The 20,527-nt window shown below is 61.7% G+C and carries 16 protein-coding genes; 7 read left to right on the top strand and 9 right to left on the bottom strand.

The features are described 5' to 3' along the window. Nucleotides 1–136 precede the first annotated feature (136 nt). Nucleotides 137–2,011 (top strand): SurA N-terminal domain-containing protein, encoded by a 1,875-nt coding sequence (locus ACWHXD_RS18395; protein WP_047711204.1) that lies wholly within the window; start codon nucleotides 137–139, stop codon nucleotides 2,009–2,011. 159 nt (nucleotides 2,012–2,170) lie between these two features. Here ACWHXD_RS18395 and nhaA read toward each other — a convergent pair whose 3' ends face one another. Further along, nucleotides 2,171–3,514, bottom strand: a complete 1,344-nt coding sequence (gene nhaA, locus ACWHXD_RS18390; protein WP_138763095.1) for a Na+/H+ antiporter NhaA — start codon at nucleotides 3,512–3,514, stop codon at nucleotides 2,171–2,173. 283 nt (nucleotides 3,515–3,797) lie between these two features. Here nhaA and ACWHXD_RS18385 point away from each other — a divergent pair, with 283 nt between their 5' ends. Further along, on the top strand, nucleotides 3,798–4,589 hold the full coding sequence (locus ACWHXD_RS18385) for a DUF2242 domain-containing protein (RefSeq protein WP_138763096.1): 792 nt from the start codon (nucleotides 3,798–3,800) through the stop codon (nucleotides 4,587–4,589). 864 nt (nucleotides 4,590–5,453) lie between these two features. Here ACWHXD_RS18385 and ACWHXD_RS18380 read toward each other — a convergent pair. Together ACWHXD_RS18380 and ACWHXD_RS18375 are read right to left on the bottom strand one after the other, a co-directional pair. Next, nucleotides 5,454–6,488, bottom strand: coding sequence for an AraC family transcriptional regulator (locus ACWHXD_RS18380; RefSeq protein WP_138763097.1), 1,035 nt, complete (start codon nucleotides 6,486–6,488; stop codon nucleotides 5,454–5,456). Between the two features lie 4 nt (nucleotides 6,489–6,492). Further along, a complete protein-coding gene (locus tag ACWHXD_RS18375; protein ID WP_047711200.1) occupies nucleotides 6,493–7,623 on the bottom strand; it encodes a carbon-nitrogen hydrolase family protein in 1,131 nt (376 codons plus the stop codon). A gap of 211 nt (nucleotides 7,624–7,834) precedes the next feature. On the opposite strand from ACWHXD_RS18375, the gene ACWHXD_RS18370 reads away from it, so the two are divergent. Next, complete coding sequence (locus tag ACWHXD_RS18370; protein ID WP_057711254.1) at nucleotides 7,835–9,874, top strand: NADPH-dependent 2,4-dienoyl-CoA reductase; 2,040 nt, start codon at nucleotides 7,835–7,837, stop codon at nucleotides 9,872–9,874. Nucleotides 9,875–9,930: 56 nt separating this feature from the next. Beyond that, nucleotides 9,931–10,818, top strand: coding sequence for a 1-aminocyclopropane-1-carboxylate deaminase/D-cysteine desulfhydrase (locus tag ACWHXD_RS18365; RefSeq protein WP_138763098.1), 888 nt, complete (start codon nucleotides 9,931–9,933; stop codon nucleotides 10,816–10,818). A 107-nt stretch (nucleotides 10,819–10,925) separates the two neighbouring features. On the opposite strand, the gene ACWHXD_RS18360 is transcribed toward ACWHXD_RS18365, so the two are convergent. The 3 genes from ACWHXD_RS18360 to ACWHXD_RS18350 all read right to left on the bottom strand — a co-directional run bounded on the left by ACWHXD_RS18360 (nucleotide 10,926) and on the right by ACWHXD_RS18350 (nucleotide 13,654). Continuing rightward, nucleotides 10,926–11,486, bottom strand: coding sequence for a cytochrome b (locus ACWHXD_RS18360; RefSeq protein WP_032896532.1), 561 nt, complete (start codon nucleotides 11,484–11,486; stop codon nucleotides 10,926–10,928). Between the two features lie 114 nt (nucleotides 11,487–11,600). Continuing rightward, complete coding sequence (gene phnX, locus ACWHXD_RS18355) at nucleotides 11,601–12,428, bottom strand: phosphonoacetaldehyde hydrolase (protein ID WP_032896534.1); 828 nt, start codon at nucleotides 12,426–12,428, stop codon at nucleotides 11,601–11,603. Between the two features lie 101 nt (nucleotides 12,429–12,529). After that, a complete protein-coding gene (locus ACWHXD_RS18350; protein WP_138763099.1) occupies nucleotides 12,530–13,654 on the bottom strand; it encodes a 2-aminoethylphosphonate--pyruvate transaminase in 1,125 nt (374 codons plus the stop codon). 112 nt (nucleotides 13,655–13,766) lie between these two features. On the opposite strand from ACWHXD_RS18350, the gene ACWHXD_RS18345 reads away from it, so the two are divergent. Beyond that, entirely contained in the window at nucleotides 13,767–14,621 is an 855-nt protein-coding gene (locus ACWHXD_RS18345; protein WP_032896538.1) for a LysR substrate-binding domain-containing protein, read from the top strand. Here the strand turns inward: ACWHXD_RS18345 and ACWHXD_RS18340 are convergent. Then, entirely contained in the window at nucleotides 14,597–15,487 is an 891-nt protein-coding gene (locus ACWHXD_RS18340) for a LysR substrate-binding domain-containing protein (RefSeq protein WP_032896540.1), read from the bottom strand. The genes ACWHXD_RS18345 and ACWHXD_RS18340 overlap by 25 nt on opposite strands. A gap of 258 nt (nucleotides 15,488–15,745) precedes the next feature. On the opposite strand from ACWHXD_RS18340, the gene ACWHXD_RS18335 reads away from it, so the two are divergent. Both ACWHXD_RS18335 and ACWHXD_RS18330 read left to right on the top strand, forming a co-directional pair. Further along, entirely contained in the window at nucleotides 15,746–17,071 is a 1,326-nt protein-coding gene (locus tag ACWHXD_RS18335) for an MFS transporter (RefSeq protein WP_032896542.1), read from the top strand. A 109-nt stretch (nucleotides 17,072–17,180) separates the two neighbouring features. Next, entirely contained in the window at nucleotides 17,181–17,885 is a 705-nt protein-coding gene (locus tag ACWHXD_RS18330; RefSeq protein WP_003192227.1) for a YebC/PmpR family DNA-binding transcriptional regulator, read from the top strand. Between the two features lie 133 nt (nucleotides 17,886–18,018). Here ACWHXD_RS18330 and ACWHXD_RS18325 read toward each other — a convergent pair whose 3' ends face one another. After that, nucleotides 18,019–19,308 (bottom strand): protein kinase, encoded by a 1,290-nt coding sequence (locus ACWHXD_RS18325; protein WP_138763100.1) that lies wholly within the window; start codon nucleotides 19,306–19,308, stop codon nucleotides 18,019–18,021. 37 nt (nucleotides 19,309–19,345) lie between these two features. After that, the gene (gene zapE / locus ACWHXD_RS18320; RefSeq protein ID WP_138763101.1) at nucleotides 19,346–20,440 is read right to left on the bottom strand and encodes a cell division protein ZapE; all 1,095 of its coding nucleotides are present in this window, start codon (nucleotides 20,438–20,440) and stop codon (nucleotides 19,346–19,348) included. Nucleotides 20,441–20,527 lie beyond the last annotated feature (87 nt).

Below are 20,527 nucleotides of genomic sequence, written 5' to 3'. Positions count from 1 at the left end.
GGGTGCAGATTCGAACCCCCGTCCGCTCCGCCAGTTACGAGAAGGCGCATCCTCGGATGCGCCTTTCTTCTATCCGGACTCTACCCACGCTCCACGGTTGCCTAATTTTTGAAGTTCAACCGTTTCTGGGGGACGCATGCTGCAAAATATCAGGGACAATTCACAAGGCTGGATTGCCAAGACCATTATCGGGATCATCGTCGCATTGATGGCGTTCACCGGTATCGAAGCCATTTTCCAGGCTTCGGGTAATAACAAGCAGGACGTGGCCAAGGTCAACGGTGAAGAAATCACCCAGACCGAGCTGAGCCAGGCTGTCGACATGCAACGGCGCCAGCTGATGCAACAGCTGGGCAAGGATTTCGACGCTTCCCTGCTGGACGAAAAGCTGCTGCGCGACGCTGCCCTCAAGGGCCTGATCGACCGTAAGCTGCTGCTGCAAGGCGCTGCTGATTCGAAGTTCGGCTTCTCGGAAGCTGCGCTGGACCAGGTGATCCTGCAGACGCCGGAATTCCAGGTAGACGGCAAGTTCAACGCCGAACGCTTTGACCAGGTGGTTCGTCAGCTGGGCTATAGCCGCATGCAATTCCGTCAGATGCTGACCCAGGAAATGCTGATCGGCCAGGTTCGTGCAGGCATCGCCGGCAGTGGTTTCGTGACCGACGCCGAGGTGCTGGCATTCGCCCGCCTGGAAAAACAGACCCGCGATTTCGCCACCGTCAACATCAAGGCTGACCCTGCGGCGGTGAAACTCACCGACGACGAGGTCAAGGCCTACTACGACCAGCACGCCAAAGAGTTCATGACCCCGGACCAGGTGGTCATCGACTATCTGGAATTGAAGAAGTCGTCCTTCTTCGACCAGGTTACTGTCAAGGACGATGAGCTGCAGGCTGCCTACGAGAAGGAAACCGCCAACCTCGCTGAACAGCGTCGTGCCGCGCACATCCTGATTGAAGTCAACGACAAGGTCACCGAGGCGCAAGCCAAGGCCAAGATCGAAGACATCCAGGCGCGCCTGGCCAAGGGTGAGAAGTTCGAAGCCCTGGCCAAGGAGTTCTCCCAGGATCCAGGTTCGGCCAACAATGGCGGCGACCTCGGTTTTGCCGGCCCTGGTGTTTACGACCCGGACTTCGAAACCGCGCTATACGGCTTGAAGCAAGACCAGGTGTCGGTGCCAGTACGCACCACGTTCGGTTGGCACTTGATCAAGTTGCTGGGCGTTGAAGCGCCTGAGGTGCCATCGTTCGCCAGCCTGAAAGACAAGCTGACCCGCGAACTCAAGGCCCAGCAGGTTGAGCAGCGTTTTGTCGAAGCGACCAAGCAACTGGAAGATGCGGCATTCGAAGCCTCTGACCTGGCCCAGCCAGCGTCCGACTTGAAGCTGACCGTCCACACCTCCGCGCCGTTTGGCCGTGAAGGTGGCGAAGGTGTCGCGGCCAACCGTGCCGTGGTCACTGCAGCCTTCAGCCCGGAAGTGCTGGATGAAGGTGCCAACAGCAGCGCTATCGAGCTGGACCCGGAAACCATCATCGTGCTGCGTGCCAAAGAGCATCTCAAGCCGGCCCAATTGCCGCTGGAGAACGTCGCTGCGGCCATTCGCACCCAGATGACCAAGGAGCGCGCGAGCGCTGCCGCCAAAGCCCGTGCCGACGAGTTGATCGCCAGCCTGCGTGATGGCAAGACCGCGCTGGACCAGCCGGTTGACGGCCAGGCCTGGAAGGTGACTGAGGCGGCTACCCGTGGTCAGGAGTCTATCGACCCGGCCGTGCTGCAAGCCTTGTTCCGCATGCCCAAGCCTGCGGCCAAGGACAAGCCGACCTTCACCACCGTGACCCTGCGCGATGGCAGCCTGATGATCGTGCGCTTGAACGGCGTGAACGAAGCGGCGGCCCCTACGGACGAAGAAAAGGCGCAATACCGCCGCTTCCTCGCTTCCCGTATTGGCCAGCAGGACTTCGCGGCCTACCGCAAGCAGCTGGAAACCCAGGCAGACATCAAGAAGTACTGATGCCGGCCTGAATAAAAAGACCCCGACCTGAAAAGGCCGGGGTCTTTTTTTGCCCGTCATATTGTAGCGAGGGAGCTTGCTCCCGTTGACTGCGCAGCAGTCCCTGCTTTTTGGGGCCGCTTCGCGACCCAGCGGGAGCAAGCTCCCTCGCCACAGGTGTCAGGAATTCCTGGCTGCAAACTTGAGCTTGCCCCACGTCAACCCGATCACCGCCGCCAGGGTTGAAGCCGCCAACACGCTCAGCTTGGCAGCCGACAGCAGGGCCGGGTCGGAGAATGCCAGGGACGAGATAAAGATCGACATGGTAAAACCGATCCCCGCCAACAGGCCGACCAGGCCAACGCCCGTCCAGGTCACACCGTCCGGCAGCTTGCAGATGTTGAGCTTGACCAGCGCCAGGCTCGCCAGCATCACGCCCAGAGGCTTGCCGAGCACCAGGGCGAAGATGACGCCCATGAACACACCGTGGGCCAGCGGGTCATCCAGATTGAAACCGTCCAGGCTTACACCGGCGTTGGCCAAGGCAAACAGCGGCATCACGCCGAAGGCTACCCAGGGGTGCAGCGCTGATTGAACCCGCTGCACCGGCGGCAGTATTTCCCGCTGGGCTTCGCGCAATTGCTTGAGGGGGGCGGCGACTTGCTGGGCCCCTTCGGCTGGCTGCGAGAACCGGTCCATCAGCTCGTTGAAGGTACGTTCGATGGTTTCCAGCGGGCGTTCCCGGGTGGGCTTGGAATTGACCGGGGTCATCAAGCCAAGGATCACCCCGGCCAGCGTTGGGTGCACGCCGGTCTTGAGCAGGCCAAACCACACAATAGCGCCCGGCAGCAGGTAAATCGCCGCCTTGCTGATCCCCATGCGTTGGAACACCAGCACCAGGGCCAGCCCGCCTGCGGCAATCACCAAGCCCATATAGTCGAGGCTGGCGGTGAAGAAGATCGCGATGATCAGGATCGCCACGATGTCGTCGATGATCGCCAAGGCCAGCAGCAGGATACGCACGCCACTGGGGATCGACTTGCCCAGCAGCGCGAGCACGCCCACGGCAAAGGCGATGTCGGTCGCGGTGGGCACCGCCCAGCCACTTGCGGCGGCAGTGCCGTGGTTGAGCAGGGTGTAGATGAGTGCCGGCATCAGTACGCCGCCCAACGCCGCGCCTAACGGCAGCGTGGCCAGTTTCAGGTTGGCGAGGGCGCCGTCTTTGATTTCCTGGCGGATCTCGGCACCGACCACCAGGAAGAAGATGGTCATCAGCCCGTCATTGACCAGAAAATGCAGGGAGCGCGACACGCTGTAGTCGCCCAGCCCGAGGGTGATGGGCGTGTTCCAGAAATGCTCGTAGGTCGCGGCGGCGGGGCTGTTGGCCCACACCAGCGCAACGATGGCGGCCAGCAACAGCACGATACCGCTGACGGCTTCAATATGTGAAAAGCGCTCAAGGGCGGACAGCGCGCCCTCAGTCAAACGCTGGGGGCGGGGGATGGCGGGGCGTTTATCAGGCACGACAAATCTCCATTGGCGGCCCGACCAATGCTTGGCTTTTAACCTGCGCCGTACTTTATGCAGCAACGCACCCAGGGACGATGATAGAAAGGTGAGGAATAAGTTGTAAACAAACTTGTCATAGAACCGCGCACATTACGGATCTTTATCGATCCTATGTGCCCCAGGCTTTTTCCTACTGACGCTGCTGTCTAAGCCTGAGATGTTTTACCGACAGGAATCGCGCTTCAATGTCGTGTTCTGTTGCACAATACCGTCCGGACCGTTTTCTTCAGGATTTTCAATGTCGACATCATTTCACTTGCGCACTCTCGGGTTGGCGCTGGTGCTGGCGGGCGCTGCGGGCTGCTCGTCACCCAAGACCGCTATCTACGAACATGAGAACTTCGACGACTCCGGTACGTTTTCCCGCGATTACCCGGTCAGCGATGTGGCCGCCTGTGAAGCTGCGCGCCGTGCCCTGCTGAGTCAGGGCTACATCATTACCAGTAGCGACCCGAAGTTGGTGGCCGGCAACAAGAGCTTCCAGCAGACCGGCGAGACCCACCTGCAGATCAGTTTCAATGTGGTGTGCGCCGCTGATGGCAAGGGCAGCAATCACTCGACGATGTTTGCCAACGCCTTGCAGGACCGCTATGCGCTGAAGAAGGTCAACAACTCCGCAAGCCTCGGTGTGGGCGTGCTGGGCTCGGTGTCGATGCCGATTGGCTCCACCGACGACTCGATGGTGAAAGTGGCCAGCGAGACCGTCTCGGCCCCCAAGTTCTACGAGCGATACTTCGCGTTGGTGGACGTGTTCCTGCCACAGGAAGTAAAGCAGGCCGAGCATATTCCCGAGCAGCCCAAGGCCGACCTGGGAGTGCCCGAGCCCAAGGCCGCTCCGGCACCCGAGAAGGTCGAAGCACCGAAGGAGGTGCCTGTAGCGCCCGCCGCTGCAGAGCCGCTTGCGCCGCCACCTGAGGCTGCACCGATTGCACCGGTGACAGAGCCGGCTCCAGTGGCGCCGGCGCCGACTGATCCTGCCTTGCCAGCGCCGACGGAAGCGATTCCACCGCTGCCGATGCCTGCGCAATAACGCAATGCTCGAATGTGTAGGGTGTCAGGTAGAGAAGCGTCGGCTGACAGGCCGCCTTCGCAGCATAGGTAGCTACACAACGTCGGTACGAGGCTGACCCTGTGGCGAGGGAGCTTGCTCCCGTGACGGCCTGATAGCCGACGCTTATCTACCTGACGCGCCGCAGTCCAAATGTGGGAGCGGGCTTGCTCGCGAAGGCAGCCTGACAGTCAACACAGTTGGATTGTGGACATATCCATTCCTGCGGTAACGGCTACTTAGGGTTCCGCCCTGACGGCGGCTCACTTTTGAAAAGCGCAAAAGTAAGCAAAACGCTCTTGCCCCACCACTCGGCACCTCGCTTAGGCTCGGTGTGCCCGTAATCCGCCAGTGATTTGGGGGGGCGCCGCCACGCGCCATCCATGGCGCGGGGCGGCTAAACCGGCATCCCTGCCGGTTTACCCCCCAAATCCCTGTCGAATTCCGGCCAGCGTGGTTTAACGGGGCGCCTAAGATCAAAAGCAGATCAAGATCAAGAGCGGCTCGCTTCGCATCGTGGTTACCGTCTGCTGCTACAGCCCAAAAGTTGTGTAGATACCTATGGCCATCGCAGGCAAGCCCACATGTTGTCCGAGGCTGCGGTTAAGTTAAATCCAGTGATCGCCGCTACGTTTAATCCTGAAGAGCAGGAATGTCACGACGTCGACATTTTTTCGTCATGACGGCACTTTAGGCTGAGTTCGCAGGTCATTAATCTGCAACCGCTTTCAACATGAAGAAGGAGTCCACCATGGACGATTACCAGGAAGAACTGCTGGAGTACCAGGCATTCGAGCTAGACCCACTGGACCCAGCCGACGATGCCACCGAGCTGTAACACCGACTTCAGGCGGAGTGGCGCTGACTGCGGCGAAATTCCCCTGGGGTCTGGTTGTTCCAGCGCCTGAAGGCCCTTTGGAAGGCTTGGGCTGAAGCAAAACCGAGCAAGTAAGCGATCTCGCCGAACGCCAGTTCCGTATCGCGAATGTAGGTCATGGCCAGGTCGCGACGGGTGTCATTGAGAATCGCGCGAAACTGCGTGCCTTCCTCGGCCAGTTTGCGCCGCAATGTCCAGGTTGGCAGCTTCAAGCGTGCCGCCACTTCTTCCAGGTCGGGTTCCCGGCCGCCATTGAGCATCGGCCCGAGCAAGCGGGTAATGCGCTCGCGCAGGCTGCGGGTGCGAGTCAGTTGCTCTAACTCCCTTTCACACAGCTGTAGCAACAGGTGCCAGGTGCTTGGGCAATGCTGTGGGTTGCGAAGCGCCAGGGTGGGTTGGCTGAGGCGCAGTTGATTGACCTCGGCGCCGAAGTGCACCACACCCTCTCCCAGCATCCTGTAGTGGTCGTGGTAGTCCGGCGCGTCGAATTCGATTTCAATCCGCTGGGCCTGCACCGGCTGTTGCGCCAGGCCCGACAGTTGCTGCAGCCAGCCGGCGATGATCGAATCCACCACGAAGCGGTTATAGGCGTTATAGGGGCTGATGGAATAAAACCGCAGCCACGCGCCTTCAGCGTCTTCATGAAAGCTTGATTGCCCACGATAGTTGGAACCGTACAGCGCTTCAAAGCGTGTGAGCGTCCGCGCGGCTTCGCGCACCGTGGGCGCTTGGGCGGCGGTGACGCCGGCAAGGCCGGCCTGGCTCAAGCGGCTGAGCTGGCCCATGCGCAAGCCCAGGCCGGGGTTGCCGGTCAGCTGAATGGCCGCGTGGCCCAGGCGCATATAGCGCGGGATCGACAAGCGTGCGCTGGCTTCAGCCAGGCGCGCCGGGTCGAGGCCGTATTGCAGCAGCAGGGGCTGTGGGTCCAGGCCGTGGCTGTGGATGGCGTCGGCCAGGGTGTGCACGAAGCCCACCGACAGATCCCCCAGGCGCACCGGCTTCAAGGCGCTACAGCCAGATATTCAGCAGGCGCGCACCACGGGCATCGCCATCGGCGAAGACTTGCCCGTTGCGGCTGAGAAAACTCTGGCCGGCGCTGCCCAGGTCCCAGAACTGCCCGCGCAGAAAGACGCTCATGCCTGCGGTGGCTTGGCTGACGGGTGGCTGGCTGATCAGGGTGAGGCGACGCCAGGCTGCGCCCTCGCTGGTTTCTTCAGGCTTGAGGCTCACTTCAGAGGGCGTGGAAACGCTCTTGAAGCCACGCCACGGACGCTCCCAGGTGTCGCGGCCGGTGACAAAGGCCGGCACCGCGATCAATTGCGCGCCTTGCTCGTTGAGCTTGCGATAGTTGTCCGGGTACCAGCTGTCACTGCCCACCAGGATGCCCAGGCGCCCGGCTGGGGTATCGACAACGTTGACGACATGCTCATCGCCCGGCTCGATAAAGCCCCGCTCATCGTAGATCGGGTAAAGCTGGCGCTGCGGTTGGCCCAGCGGCAAGCCGTCGGCGGCAAACACCACGCTGGCGTTGTACAGCGCGCCGTGGCCGATCTCCAGTTGCCCCTGGATCACGCTCGGGTTGGGCAGGGCGATGGAGCCGGCCACCAGGGTCACGCCAAATTCTTTGGCGAGGCCGCCAAACAACACTTGATAGTCGCGGGCCATGGCCGGGGCTTTCATGCGCAGGTAGGCATCATCCATACGGTTGTCGCCGGTGGCGCTGATCCAGGCTTTGGCAAATTGCAGCGGGTTGCTGATCGACAGCCAGTTCATGGCGTCCTTGAGATGCGCGGCCTGGTACAGCTCATTCTTTTCGCCGCCGAGCATCAGCCAGGTGCCGATATGCTCCGGCAGCACCACCACGGTCTTGGCATTGATCAGCCCCAGGTCCCGAGCGTTTTGCAGATAGGCCGACAGCTTCAGGTGCAGGCGTTCCAGGCTCTGGTAATCGGCAGGGAACAGCTCCGGCTGGATGCCCAGCAGGTTGCCCCGGTCGGCCGGTTCGCCCTCATTGACGGCGAGAGTGATGCGCAGGTCGGACAGGTAATGCGCCACGGGGCGCTCCTGGGTCCAGACCAGATACGCGGCGAGGGAGGCAACCAGGGCCATGATGACGGTGAACGCTAGAAGTTTACGCATGGGGCAACAGACAACAGACCAGGTGCAGGGTTCGCGACTAGGGTAGGGCCCATGGCGCGGCTTGCCAAGGGGCGCTGTGCATTTGGATCAATAACTTGTCAGTTTCAGTCATTGAGCCGTGGTCCACCGCCTCTTAGTCTGTGGGACATAAACCGATGGCACGCCGTTCGAGTGCGCCACGTCCCGTGATGATCCGTTGTGGAGCTGTACCATGACCGCTGCTGCCTACCCGCACCTGCTGGCCCCGTTGGACCTGGGTTTTACCACCTTGCGCAACCGTACCCTGATGGGCTCGATGCACACAGGCCTTGAAGAAAAGCCCGGCGGTTTCGAGCGCATGGCCGCTTACTTTGCCGAGCGCGCCCGTGGCGGCGTGGGCCTGATGGTCACCGGCGGCATTGGCCCCAATGATGAAGGCGGCGTGTACGCCGGTGCGGCCAAGCTGACCACCGAAGACGAGGCGCGCAAGCACAAGATCGTCACCCAGGCAGTGCACGACGCGGGTGGCAAGATCTGCATGCAGATCCTCCACGCCGGGCGTTACGCCTACAGCCCCAAGCAGGTGGCGCCGAGCGCTATCCAGGCACCGATCAACCCGTTCAAGCCCAAGGAATTGGATGAAGAGGGCATCGAAAAGCAGATCCAGGATTTTGTCACCTGCTCGCTGCTGGCCCAGGTCGCCGAGTATGACGGCGTCGAAATCATGGGTTCCGAAGGCTACTTCATTAACCAGTTCCTCGCTGCCCACACCAACCATCGCACCGACCGTTGGGGCGGCAGCTTTGAAAATCGCATGCGCCTGGCGGTGGAAATCGTGCGCCGTGTACGCGAAGCCGTAGGCCCGAACTTCATTATCATCTTCCGCCTGTCGATGCTCGACCTGGTAGAAGGCGGCAGCGTCTGGGAAGAAATCGTGCAGTTGGCCAAGGCCATCGAACAAGCCGGCGCGACGATCATCAACACCGGTATCGGCTGGCACGAAGCCCGTATCCCGACCATCGCCACCAAAGTGCCCCGCGGTGCGTTCAGTAAAGTCACGGCCAAATTGCGCGGTTCGGTACAGATTCCGCTGATCACCACCAACCGCATCAACACTCCGGAAATCGCCGAGCAGATCCTGGCCGAAGGTGACGCCGATATGGTCTCGATGGCGCGGCCGTTTCTCGCCGACCCCGAGTTCGTCAACAAGGCCGCCGCCGGGCGCGCCGATGAGATCAATACTTGCATTGGCTGCAACCAGGCCTGCCTGGACCACACCTTTGGCGGCAAGCTCACCACCTGCCTGGTCAACCCGCGAGCGTGCTACGAAACCGAACTCAATTACCTGCCGGTCAAGCAGATCAAAAAGGTCGCGGTGGTCGGCGCCGGCCCCGCGGGTCTGGCCGCTGCCACCGTGGCCGCCGAGCGCGGGCATCAGGTGACGTTGTTCGACTCCGCCAGCGAGATCGGCGGCCAGTTCAATATTGCCAAGCGCGTGCCGGGCAAGGAAGAGTTCTTCGAGACCCTGCGTTATTTCAAGCGCAAATTGCAGACCACCCACGTCGAGCTGTGCCTCAACACCCGTGTGGACGTTGCGCAATTGGTAGCGGGCGGTTATGACGAGGTGATCCTGGCCACCGGCATCGCACCGCGTACCCCGGCGATTCCCGGTGTCGACAACGCCAAGGTCCTGAGTTACCTGGACGTGATCCTCGAACGCAAGCCGGTGGGCAAGCGCGTGGCGGTGATCGGCGCCGGAGGCATCGGCTTTGACGTGTCTGAATTCCTCGTGCACCAAGGCGTCTCCACCAGCCTGGATCGCGAGGCGTTCTGGAAAGAGTGGGGCATCGACACTCAGCTGCAAGCCCGTGGTGGCGTGGCCGGGATCAAACCCGAGCGCCATGCGCCGGCCCGTGAAGTGTTCCTGCTGCAACGCAAGGCTTCCAAGGTGGGCGATGGCCTGGGCAAGACCACGGGCTGGATCCACCGCACCGGCTTGAAGAACAAGCAGGTGCAGATGCTCAACAGTGTCGAGTACCTGAAGATCGACGATGAAGGCTTGCATATCCGCATCGGCGCCGAGGGCGAGCCGCAGGTCCTGGCGGTGGACAATATCGTCATCTGCGCCGGCCAGGACCCGCTGCGCGAATTGCACGACGGCCTGGTGGCTGCCGGCCAGAACGTGCACCTGATCGGCGGCGCCGATGTGGCGGCCGAACTGGACGCCAAGCGCGCCATTAACCAGGGCTCGCGCCTGGCGGCAGAGCTGTAAGGCAACAAGCGGGGCGGTGTTAGACTACCGCCCCTTTTTCATTTCGATACCTGCCGATGGGCCCTTTCGACTGGCTTCCCCACGCGCCCCTTGAACCCTTGCAGCTGGACTGGCTGAACGGGGTCGAGTTGGCCGTGCTGCGCCTGGACTGTATCGACCCGCTGATCAGCGGCAACAAGTGGTTCAAACTCACCGAGCACCTGGCCCAGGCGCGACACGCTGGGGCCACGGGGGTGATCAGTCTCGGCGGCGCTTACTCCAACCATCTGCATGCACTGGCGGCGGCGGGCAAGCGCTTTGGTTTTCCCACGGTCGGCCTGCTGCGCGGCCATCCTCAAGACACCCCCACGGTTCTCGACCTTAAAGCCTTCGGCATGCAGCTGCATTGGCTGGGTTATGGCGGTTATCGGGCGCGGCATGAACCGGGTTTCTGGTTGCCTTGGCGCGAGCAGTATCCCGACTTTCATCCGATACCCGAAGGCGGCGGTGGGCTGGCCGGGGCGCGGGGTTGTGGCGTGTTGGTCGAGCAGGCGCGGGCACAGTTGGGCAAGCTCGGTTGGAGCGATTACGACGCCTGGTGGTTGGCGGCGGGTACCGGCACGACGGTGGCCGGGCTGGCGCTGGCGGAGGCGGGCGCGCACACGGTGTATGGCGCCATGGCGGTGCCGGATGACCACGGTGTGGCGCAGAACGTGAGTGCTATCGTGCGGGACGGTTATACCGTGCTGGACGCCTGTCGCGGTGGCTTTGCCAAGGTCGATCCGCTGTTGCTGGACTTCATTGAGCGCACCGAACAAGCGTGCGGCCTACCGCTGGAGCCGCTCTACACCGGCAAGGCGCTGTTAGCGTTGAAACAGCAGGTCGAGGCCGGATGCTTCGCCCCCGGCACGCGCCTGATCTTCATCCACACCGGCGGCCTGCAAGGCCGCCGAGGCTTCCTGTAGGAGCGAGCTTGCTCGCGAAGAACCTGAACGATAACGCGTGCATTCTGAATGATCGCGTTGCCTGGGAGTTCTTCGCGAGCAAGCTCGCTCCTACAGGGTAGCGGTTATCAGATGATGCGTTTTTGCCTACCCGGCATCATGCGCAGCGCGGTGTTATCGCGCATCACGTAATGATGAAAGATCCCCGCCAGCGCGTGCAGCCCGATCAGCCAGTAACCGACCTGGGCGAACAGCACATGCCAGCCTTCAATTTCCTCGGCCAGCGCCTTGTTTTCCGCGATCAGCGGCGGCAATTCCATTCCATAGAACATCACCGAATGCCCTTTGGCACTGACGATCAACCAACCGGCAATCGGCAACCCGATCATCAACGCATACAGCGCCCAGTGCATCAGCTTCGCCAGCAGGCTCTGCCATTGCGGCGGTGCCGGCACTATCTTCGGCGCCACCCCCAGGCTGCGGGCAAACAGGCGCAGCCATACCAGCACAAACACGGTCAGGCCGAGCATAAAGTGCATTTCAACAATCAAGGTGCGCGCACCGCTGCCTTTAGGGAATTGGCCGCGCAGTTCAATGCAGGCGTAAACCACCGCCAGCAGCACCACCATCAACCAGTGCAACGCAATCGACATGGTGCTGTAGCGCGTATCGGAATTTTTCCACGGCATTGCTGTGTTCCTCACTCATCAGGGCATACCTCCATTCTTTAGTGATGGAGTGCATTAACTTTATGCCTGTTTCGAGCGCTGCGCTTGTTGCCAATGCCGTTGTCTTGACCTCGGTCAGTAGGCCTGCGGCATTTCCCCGCGGGCCAGGCGCTGGTTGATGTCGCTGATGACCCGTGGCAGGTCGGTAATGGTGTCGATCAGATAATGCGGGCGCGACCCTTCGAACATCGCTTCGATGCGCTGGCGCTCGCTGGCCAGGGTGCTGCTGTCCAGGGCGCGGAACTGTTCGTAGGTCAGGCCCAGCGCGTTGCCCGAGCAGGTCAGGGCCACGGTCCACATGCCGGCACGTCGGCCTTCGAGAATGCCCGGCACGGTGTCGTCGACCTTCACGCAGGCCGCCACATCATCGATGCCCAGGGCGATCACGTTGGCCAGCGCCTGGGCCGGCCATGGTCGGCCGTTGGGCACTTCGTCAGTGGCCACGACGTGGTCGGCGACGTAGCCGTTGGTGGCAGCCAGGGCCACGACCTTGTCCATCACCTGCTTGGGATAGCCGGAGCAGGAACCGATCTTGATGCCTTGGCCGCGCAGGGCGGCGAGGGTGTCGAGGGCGCCAGGGATCAGGGCCGAATGCTCGGCGATCTTTTCGATCTGCAGCGGCATGAAGCGCTGGTAGATGGCGGTCACGTCGTCGTCGGTGGGCGTGCGGCCGAACGCTTGGCGGTAGCGTTCGGCAACCTGTGGCTGGTCGCAGAGGGTGCGGATATGGTCCCACTTGCCCATACCCATCGGGCCACGGGCCTCCTCGATAGACACCTGCACGTCGAACTCGGCGAAGGCCTCGACAAAGATCTGCGTGGGGGCAAAGGAGCCGAAATCGACCACGGTGCCAGCCCAGTCGAGGATAACGGCCTGGAGGGTATTGGGGTTTTGATAGTTCATGGTTCAGATCCTGTGGGGTAATAACATTCATCTATGTAGGAGCGAGCTTGCTCGCGAAAAACATCCAGGCACCGCGTTAACTCAGGACGCCCGCGTTATCGTTAACACTCTTCGCGAGCAAGCTCGCTCCTACACATTTCGTGCAGCACCTCGGCGATGGCCTTGACCGCTGCGCGCATGCCGGCCGCGTCGACATGGCCGATGCAGCCCACGCGGAAGGTTTCTACCTGGGTCAATTTTCCCGGGTACAGGATGAAACCCTTGGCCTTGACCCGTTCGTAGAACGTTTTGAACTGGTAGCGCGGGTCGCTTGGGGCGTGGAAGGTGGCGATGATCGGCGCCTGGATCGCCGCCGGGAGAAAGCTGCGCAGGCCCAGTTCGGCCATGCCGTCCAGCAATGCCTGGCAGTTATCCGCATAGCGCCGGTGACGGGCGGGCAGACCGCCTTCCTCGGCGTATTGCAACAGTGCTTCATGCAGGGCGGCGACCACGTGGGTGGGCGGAGTGAAGCGCCACTGGCCGGTCTTGACCATGTAGCTGTGCTGGTCGAACAGGTCCATCGCCAGGGAGTGGCAGTTGCCTTGGGCGGCGGCCAGCGCGGCTTTTTCGGCAAAGACAAAGCCCATCCCCGGTACGCCTTCCAGGCATTTGCCAGAGGCGGCGATCAGCGCGTCGAAGGGGACTTCGCGGGCATCAATCGGCAGTGCACCGAAGGAACTCATGGCGTCGATGATCAGGCGCTTGCCGTGGCGTTTGACCACCTCGGCAATCTGCGCCAACGGGTTGAGAATGCCGGTGCTGGTTTCGCAATGAATCAGCGCGACGTGGGTGATGGCGCTGTCGGCGTGTAACAGGCGATCCACATCGGCGGCAGTGGTGGGCTCGTCTTCGGCGGTTTCAAAGGTGCTGAATTCGCGGCCAAGCACCTCGCAGATTTTCGCCAGGCGCTTGCCGTAGGCGCCGTTGATCAACACCAGCACCTTGCCATTACGGGGGACCAAGGTGCCGATCGCCGCTTCGACGGCGAAGGTGCCGCTGCCTTGCAATGGCACGCAGTGGTGGCTTTCGGCGCCGTTGAGGATTGCCAGCAACTGCGTGCACACACTGGCGGTGAGCTGGTTGAAGCGGTCGTCCCATGAGCCCCAGTCCACCATCATCGCCTGGCGGGTACGGTTCGATGTGGTCAGGGGGCCGGGGGTCAACAGGATCGGCGCGGCAGGGGTCATGTCAAATCCTCGCAAGGTGTCGGGGGTCAAGCTACGGCGCCTAAATTGCAGTTTGGCTTGTTATCAATCAAATTGTTTGTTGTTATGCGAGCTATCAGTGAGGCCGATAGCTATGAACCTGTTTCAACTGCGTGCATTCGATGCCGTGGCCCGTGAGGGCAGTTTTACCCGTGCGGCGGCTCGGCTGTTTATCAGCCAGCCGGCGGTGACCGGGCATATCAAGGCGCTTGAGGAGCACTACCAGATCCCGCTGTTGCGTCGCACCGCACGCCGGGTGGAGCTGACCGAGGAGGGCGCGCGCCTGGCGGCTATCACCCGGGCGATCTTCGGTTTGGTCGACGAGGCGCAAACCATGCTGGAGGCCAACCGCCAGTTGCTCACCGGGCGCCTGGAAGTGGCGGCGGATGGGCCCCACTTGGTCATGCCGATGATCGCCAGCCTGCGCGCGCGCTACCCCGGCATTACCGTGAACCTGCGTTTGGGCAATGCCCAGGAAACCCTGGCGGCGCTGCTGTCCGAACATGCCGATGTGGCGGTGCTCACCGAGGTGGAGCCGCGCAATGGTCTGCACGTGCAACCCCTGGACGAGTCACGGATTTGCGCCTTGGTGCCGGCTGCGCATCCGTGGGCCAAGCAGCCCGACGGTATTGAGCTGGCGCAGTTGCATGAGGTGATCATGGTGCTGCGCGAGCCCAGTTCCATCACCCGACGCACCTTTGATGACGCCTGCCTGGCGGCGAATGTGCAACCCAAAGTGCTGTTGGAACTCGACAGTCGTGAAGCCGTGACCGAAGCGGTGGCGGCAGAGTTGGGCGTGGGCGTGGTGTCGTCGATGGAGGTCAGCCCGGACCCGCGTGTACAGGCAGTACCGATCCTCGGCGATGGCCTGCTGAACCGGCATATGCTCGGCTGCATGGAGCGCCGCCGCTCGTTGCGCTTGATTCAGGCGTTTTTCGAGTTGGCGTGAAGGCTTTCACGTACGATCTCCAGGAAGGTCGCGACCACGCGGCGTGAACTCTGTTCTTTCAGGCACACCAGGGTTTCTTTCATGCGTTGGGTGCAATCGCGGATGGGCATGGCGTACACCCGCGCGTCGGCGCCGAACTCTGCCGCCGACACCACGCCGACGCCAATCCCGACCACCACAGCTTCGCGGGCGGCCTCGCGGCCTTCGACCTGGATGGCCGGGCGAATGCGCAGGCCGGCCTGGCGCATTTCCTGCTCCAGGGTCTGGCGGGTGACCGAGCCGGTTTCCCGCAGTACCAGCGGGGTGTCATCCAGGTCGGCCAGGCAGATTGATTCGCGCCCGGCCCAGGCATGATCCCGTGCGACAAAAGCCAACAGTTGATCGTCGGGCAGCGGCACTGACAACAGGCGCGCATCATCGACATCGCGCCCCAACAGCGCCAGGTCGGCCTGATAGTTGTAAAGACGCGACAGCGACTCGTCGGTATTGCCGGTTTCGATTTTCACGCTGATCCCAGGGTAGCGTTGGCAGAAGCGTGCAATCTGCGGCAATACGTGCACGGGCGCATCCACCGCCAGGGTGAGAGTTCCGGTGAGCAGGGCCCGCGAATCCTGCAGCAATTCTTCGGCTTCGGCCTCGATCACAAACAGGCGTTGGGTAATGGCCAGCAGGCGTTCACCCAGATCGGTCAGGCGCACCGAACGCTTGTTGCGGTGAAACAGCAATACGCCGAAGCGCTCTTCAAGTTTGCGCACCTGGTCGGAAATCGCAGGTTGGGTCAGGAACAGGCGTTCGGCGGCCCCGGTAAAACTGCCGTGAATGGCCACCGCATGGAAGGCTTTGAGCTGGGCATGGGAAACCGACATGGCACATCCTCTTAAAAGCTGAACTTATATTTGAAATACGATAAATCGATTTTACCTATGAGTCAGCCATTGCTTTGATGCTCCTCAGTCGCCGTAGGTTGAGTCCTACAACCACGGCGATCATGGGCGCAGGCACACCGCACCCATCTGACCAATGCCGCGCTATTCAAGGCCCGGTATTGCAGTGCTCAACCATAAAAACAACAGGCGTTTTCTTTCGATTCTGCCGGCACACTCACACCTGAGGTCAGAACCACCATGAATATCCCTATGGGTAGCATCAAGCGTTGGCGCGTGCAGATTTTCGCGATTACCTGGCTGGCGTACGCCGCTTTCTATTTCACCCGCAAAGCCTTTTCGGTGGCAAAGCTGGGGATTGGCGACGACCCGAGTTTTACCCTCGACAAAATGACGATGGCCAACCTGGATGGCCTCTACCTCGCCGCGTATGCCGTGGGCCAGTTCACCTGGGGCATGCTTGCCGACCGCTTCGGGCCACGGGTGGTGGTGCTCGGTGGCTTGCTGATTTCTGCGGCTGCGGCGCTGGTGATGGGCACCTTTGCCACATTGCCGATCTTTGTCACCTGCATGTTGATACAGGGCTTGGCCCAGTCCACTGGCTGGTCGGGGTTGTGCAAGAACCTCGGCAGTTTCTTCCCGGCCCAGCAGCGGGGACGGGTGCTGGGGCTGTGGAGTTCGTGTTATGCGTTTGGCGGGTTGGTTGCGTCACCGTTTGCCGGTTGGTGGGCTTATACGCTGATCGGCAGCTGGCATGCGGCATTTATTTCCAGTGCCGCAGTGGTGGCAGTGGTGGCCGTGCTGTTCTTTATGTTCCAGCGCAATACTCCACAGGATGTGGGTTTGCCGGCAGTCGAACCCGAGCCGGTGTTGAGTGCCGAGCAGTTGGCCGCCGAGCAGCGCGTCAGCGTACTCGAACCCCTGCGCGCGATCCTGCGCAATCGCACGGTATTGACCCTGGGACTGGCGTACTTCCTGCTCAAGCCGGCGCGCTATGCGATTCTGTTGTGGGGCCCGGTGATCGTCTACGAGCAGATGCCGTCGGTGGGCAAGGTCGGGGCCGCCATCGTGCCCACCGCGTTTGAGCTGGCCGGTTTACTGGGGCCGGTGTTGATCGGCCTGGCCTCCGACAAGTTGTTCGGTGCTCGGCGCATGCCCGCCTGCGTGCTGAGCCTGTTGGCGCTGACGGTTGCCCTGGCGTTGTTCATGGGCGCGCTGCACACCGGCAGTGTGGTGCTGGTGATGACGTTGCTGTTTGTCATGGGCCTGACGCTGTATGGGCCGGACTCGATGATCAGTAGCACGGCGGCCATCGACTTTGGCACCGCCAAGGCCGGCGCTACCGCAGCGGGCTTTGTCAACGGCTGCGGTTCGGTGGGCGCGATCCTGGGTGGTTTGCTGCCAGGCTATTTCGATACCGTCACGGTATTTATCGTGTTTGCCGGCGCGGCGCTGTTTTCTTCGCTGGTGCTGATGCCCTACTGGAATGCCAGGCCCGCCGTACTGGCCCAGGCCGGGGATTTTGTGCCGGACCGCAATGCAGTGATTAAACCCTTGCGCACCTGAGGGTCTTGGCCGGTTTTTTGGTGGAACGAAGCGTTCTCGCGCTATAAACTCTGCCCCCAAAGCGCCGGCCAGTAGACGTTTGGGCGCGATGGAAATAAGAGAGTGAGTCATGGGCGCACAGTGGAAAGTCAAACATAAAGAAGCGGCAGCCAATGCCAAGGGCAAGATTTTCGGCAAGCTGGTGAAAGAAATCACCATTGCCGCCCGCAACGGCGCCGATACCGCGACCAACGCGCACCTGCGCCTGGTGGTGGAGCAGGCCAAAAAGGCCTCGATGCCCAAGGAAACCCTGGACCGCGCGATCAAGAAGGGCGCCGGTCTGCTCGGTGAAACCGTGCAATACCACCGCGTGACCTACGAAGGTTTCGCGCCGCACCAGGTACCTTTGATCGTCGAGTGCGTGACCGACAACATCAACCGCACCGTGGCGGAAATCCGCGTGGCGTTCCGCAAGGGCCAACTGGGCGCGTCCGGTTCGGTGGCCTGGGATTTCAACCATGTGGGCCTGATCGAAGCATCGCCGGACACCCCGGACGCCGATCCGGAAATGGCCGCCATCGAAGCAGGCGCCCAGGACTTTGAAGAGGGTGAAGAAGGCGCCACCTTGTTCATCACCGAAACCACCGACCTGGATGCCGTGCAGAAGGCCTTGCCGGAGCAGGGCTTCACCGTGTTGTCGGCCAAGCTGGGTTATATCTCCAAGAACCCGGTCAGTGGTTTGACCGATGAGCAGATGGCTGAAGTCGAGGCGTTCCTGGAAGGCCTGGACAACCATGATGATGTGCAGGATATGTTTGTCGGCCTGGCGGGCTGATTTCTATCTGAGTACAAGCGGTCAAATTGCCTTGTAGGAGCGAGCTTGCTCGCGAAAAACTCACCGGCGCTGCGTTTATTCAGGACGCACGCGTTATCGTTGACGTTTTTCGTGAGCAAGCTCGCTCCTACAATTAGATAGCCTGCAGCAAGGCTTCGATCTCTTCAAAGCTCGGTCGCGCCAGCACATCCGGCTGGCAGCAGCGTTGTTGCAGTGCCTGCAAGCTTTCGTCACGGGCCTCAGCCCGCTCCAACAATTCCCCCAGCAACACTCCGAACGCGCGCACTTCAATACGCTGCAGCGCACGGGTTTGCAGCGTGTCCGCCGTGGCATGGAAGGACGCCGCGCCAAAGTCCCCCAGCAAGCAATCACCCGCTGCGTTCCACAAAATATTGTGGCCATACAGGTCGCCATGGGTAATGCCGTGCCGATGCAAGTGCGCCGCCACCGAAGCGATGCCCCGTGCCATGCGCAGTGCCACGTCCAGGCTGAAACGGGTGGCGGGTGCGTAGACATCCCGCGTGCACGACGCCAGGCTCGGCAGGGCCGCGAGGTTGCGGTAACTCGGGTCGATCAGGTCCATCACCAGGGCGGCCTGGTTGTCGGGGTGGCCGATGACGCGTCCTTCAACCTTGATCAGGTTGGGGTGCAGCCCGGCGGCGATGCAGGCTTGCATTTCATGCAGCGGTGAACCGTCGCTGGTGATGGTGCCCTTGTACAGCTTGACCGCAACCGGCAACGCCCGGGGTTTCCACAGCGCCTTGCGAATGATCCCCGAGGCACCTTCGCCCAGGACTTCACCCATTTCCAGTTCCTGCCAGGCGATGTTCGGCGTCGCGTCATCACTGCTTACCTGCACGGCCATTTCCACCGGGTTGCCAGCGTAGGCCAGCCAGGTCAGGCTCGGCAGGGTCAGCAGCCACTGTGGCAGGTGGGTGAGGCGGTTGGAGGCGATGCGGATCAACTCCAGGTTTTGGCATTGGGCCAGGCTTGGCGGCAGGTCGGTCAACTGGTTACCGGCCAGCATCAACTTTTGCAGCAACGGGCGTTGGCCAAGCTCATCGGGCAACTGGCTGATGCAGTTATCGGTGAGGATCAGCCAGCGCAAATGCGGGGGCAGGGCGGCGGCGGGCACTTGGCTGATCTGGTTGGCCTTGAAGCCGATCATGCTGAGCTTGGCGCACTGGCCCAGGCATTGCGGCAGTTCGGTAAAGGCGTTGTCCGAACAGAACAGCACGCGCAGGTGCGTCAGGCGGTGCAGGTCGTCGGGCAGGCTGCTCAGGGCGTTGCCGGTGAGGTTGAGGATTTCCAGCGAGTCGGCCAGTTCGAAAATTTCCTGGGGGAACTGGGTCAGCCCGCAGGCCAGGTCCAGGCGCGTCGCGCCGGCCAATTGGCCAGCCTTGAGTTGGGCGAGGGTATTCATGCAGGGCGCGGTGCTCGGAAGAGGGCGTAAAAGGCGCTCATGATAGCGGCTCGGGCGCGGTTTGCGGGCACAGCGTGTGCAATTGGCGCAAGCGACTGGCGGTGCGGGCGAGGTCGATGGCCTGGCCTTCCAGGCATGTATCCAGGGGCTGGTGGCCGATCAGCGTCAGTTGCTTGTCCTGGTCGTAGAGCACGTCTACCAGGTTGATAAAGCGCTGCTGCACGGCGATGGGGCATTCGGCCAGCTGCGGCAGGCCGTCGATGATCCAGTGGTCGAAGTCCTGGCACAACAACAGGTAGTCCATGACCGCCGTGAGTTGTTCGCACAGGTCGTTGAAGGTGAACGCGATGGTTCGTGCCTGATGGCCTCGGCACTTTAACTGCCGAGTGCCGACCTTCAGGGTGTGCGCCGGGCAATCTGTGGCAGGCAGGCCCAGGCTTTCACGCTGGCCAGCCGTACCTGGCCAGACGTACTGGCCGCCTGTGAAGCGCTGTTGCGTGTGGGCCTGGGCCAGGCTGCGAAAGTCCTGGGGCGCACTGATTTCCAGCACGTCCATGCGCGCGGCGATCAGTTCTATCACCGGTTTGAAGCGCTCGTGGTACAGCGGGTTGGGCAGCAATCCTTCCGGCGGGTAGTTGGAAGTCACCAGCACCAGCACGCCGCGCAGGAACAGGGCCTTGAACAAACGGCTGATGAGCATCGCATCGCCGATATCGTGCACATGGAATTCGTCGAAACACAGCACTCGGCAGCCGACCAGCAGCTCGTCCAGCGTGACGCCCAGGGCATCGTCATGCCCGCGGTGCAGGAACATGCCCTGGTGCAGCCGGGCGAAGAAGGTGTGGAAATGCACGCGCTGCTTCTGGGCGATGGGCAGTGCCTGGAAAAATCCGTCCAGCAGCCAGCTTTTGCCGCGCCCCACCGGGCCGTGCAGGTACAGGCTGCGCGTGGGCTGGCCGTTGAGCAGGTGCTGGGCCTCGCGATTCAGGGCGGTAATCGCCCGGATTTGCCCATCACTGAGGGTATAGCCCTGTTGTTCGGCTTTTTTCTGAAAATACGTCGGAATAAGTGAGGCGTCCGAGGCGTCGGTTTTTTTACCCAGCAGGCGCTGGAGCAGGGCAAGCACGGCCAAGAATAAACACTCTGTATTACGGTGGTCGCTCACTGTAAGACGCTCGAAACCATTTGACCAATAGCGAAGGACCCCAAGCCTTGCAAA

The sequence above is a fragment of the Pseudomonas fjordensis genome (assembly GCF_976987115.1).
Note: the sequence above shows the minus strand (reverse complement) of the source record. Positions and strands in the feature narration are given on the sequence as shown.

What these genes read in the sequence shown, in the direction of transcription:
- ACWHXD_RS18395 (WP_047711204.1), top strand. Translation starts at nt 137, where the DNA reads ATGCTGCAAAATATCAGGGACAATTCACAAGGCTGGATTGCCAAGACC.
- ACWHXD_RS18385 (WP_138763096.1), top strand. Translation starts at nt 3,798, where the DNA reads ATGTCGACATCATTTCACTTGCGCACTCTCGGGTTGGCGCTGGTGCTG.
- ACWHXD_RS18375 (WP_047711200.1), bottom strand. Translation starts at nt 7,623, where the DNA reads ATGCGTAAACTTCTAGCGTTCACCGTCATCATGGCCCTGGTTGCCTCC.
- ACWHXD_RS18370 (WP_057711254.1), top strand. Translation starts at nt 7,835, where the DNA reads ATGACCGCTGCTGCCTACCCGCACCTGCTGGCCCCGTTGGACCTGGGT.
- ACWHXD_RS18365 (WP_138763098.1), top strand. Translation starts at nt 9,931, where the DNA reads ATGGGCCCTTTCGACTGGCTTCCCCACGCGCCCCTTGAACCCTTGCAG.
- ACWHXD_RS18360 (WP_032896532.1), bottom strand. Translation starts at nt 11,486, where the DNA reads ATGCCGTGGAAAAATTCCGATACGCGCTACAGCACCATGTCGATTGCG.
- phnX (WP_032896534.1), bottom strand. Translation starts at nt 12,428, where the DNA reads ATGAACTATCAAAACCCCAATACCCTCCAGGCCGTTATCCTCGACTGG.
- ACWHXD_RS18350 (WP_138763099.1), bottom strand. Translation starts at nt 13,654, where the DNA reads ATGACCCCTGCCGCGCCGATCCTGTTGACCCCCGGCCCCCTGACCACA.
- ACWHXD_RS18345 (WP_032896538.1), top strand. Translation starts at nt 13,767, where the DNA reads ATGAACCTGTTTCAACTGCGTGCATTCGATGCCGTGGCCCGTGAGGGC.
- ACWHXD_RS18340 (WP_032896540.1), bottom strand. Translation starts at nt 15,487, where the DNA reads ATGTCGGTTTCCCATGCCCAGCTCAAAGCCTTCCATGCGGTGGCCATT.
- ACWHXD_RS18335 (WP_032896542.1), top strand. Translation starts at nt 15,746, where the DNA reads ATGAATATCCCTATGGGTAGCATCAAGCGTTGGCGCGTGCAGATTTTC.
- ACWHXD_RS18330 (WP_003192227.1), top strand. Translation starts at nt 17,181, where the DNA reads ATGGGCGCACAGTGGAAAGTCAAACATAAAGAAGCGGCAGCCAATGCC.
- ACWHXD_RS18325 (WP_138763100.1), bottom strand. Translation starts at nt 19,308, where the DNA reads ATGAATACCCTCGCCCAACTCAAGGCTGGCCAATTGGCCGGCGCGACG.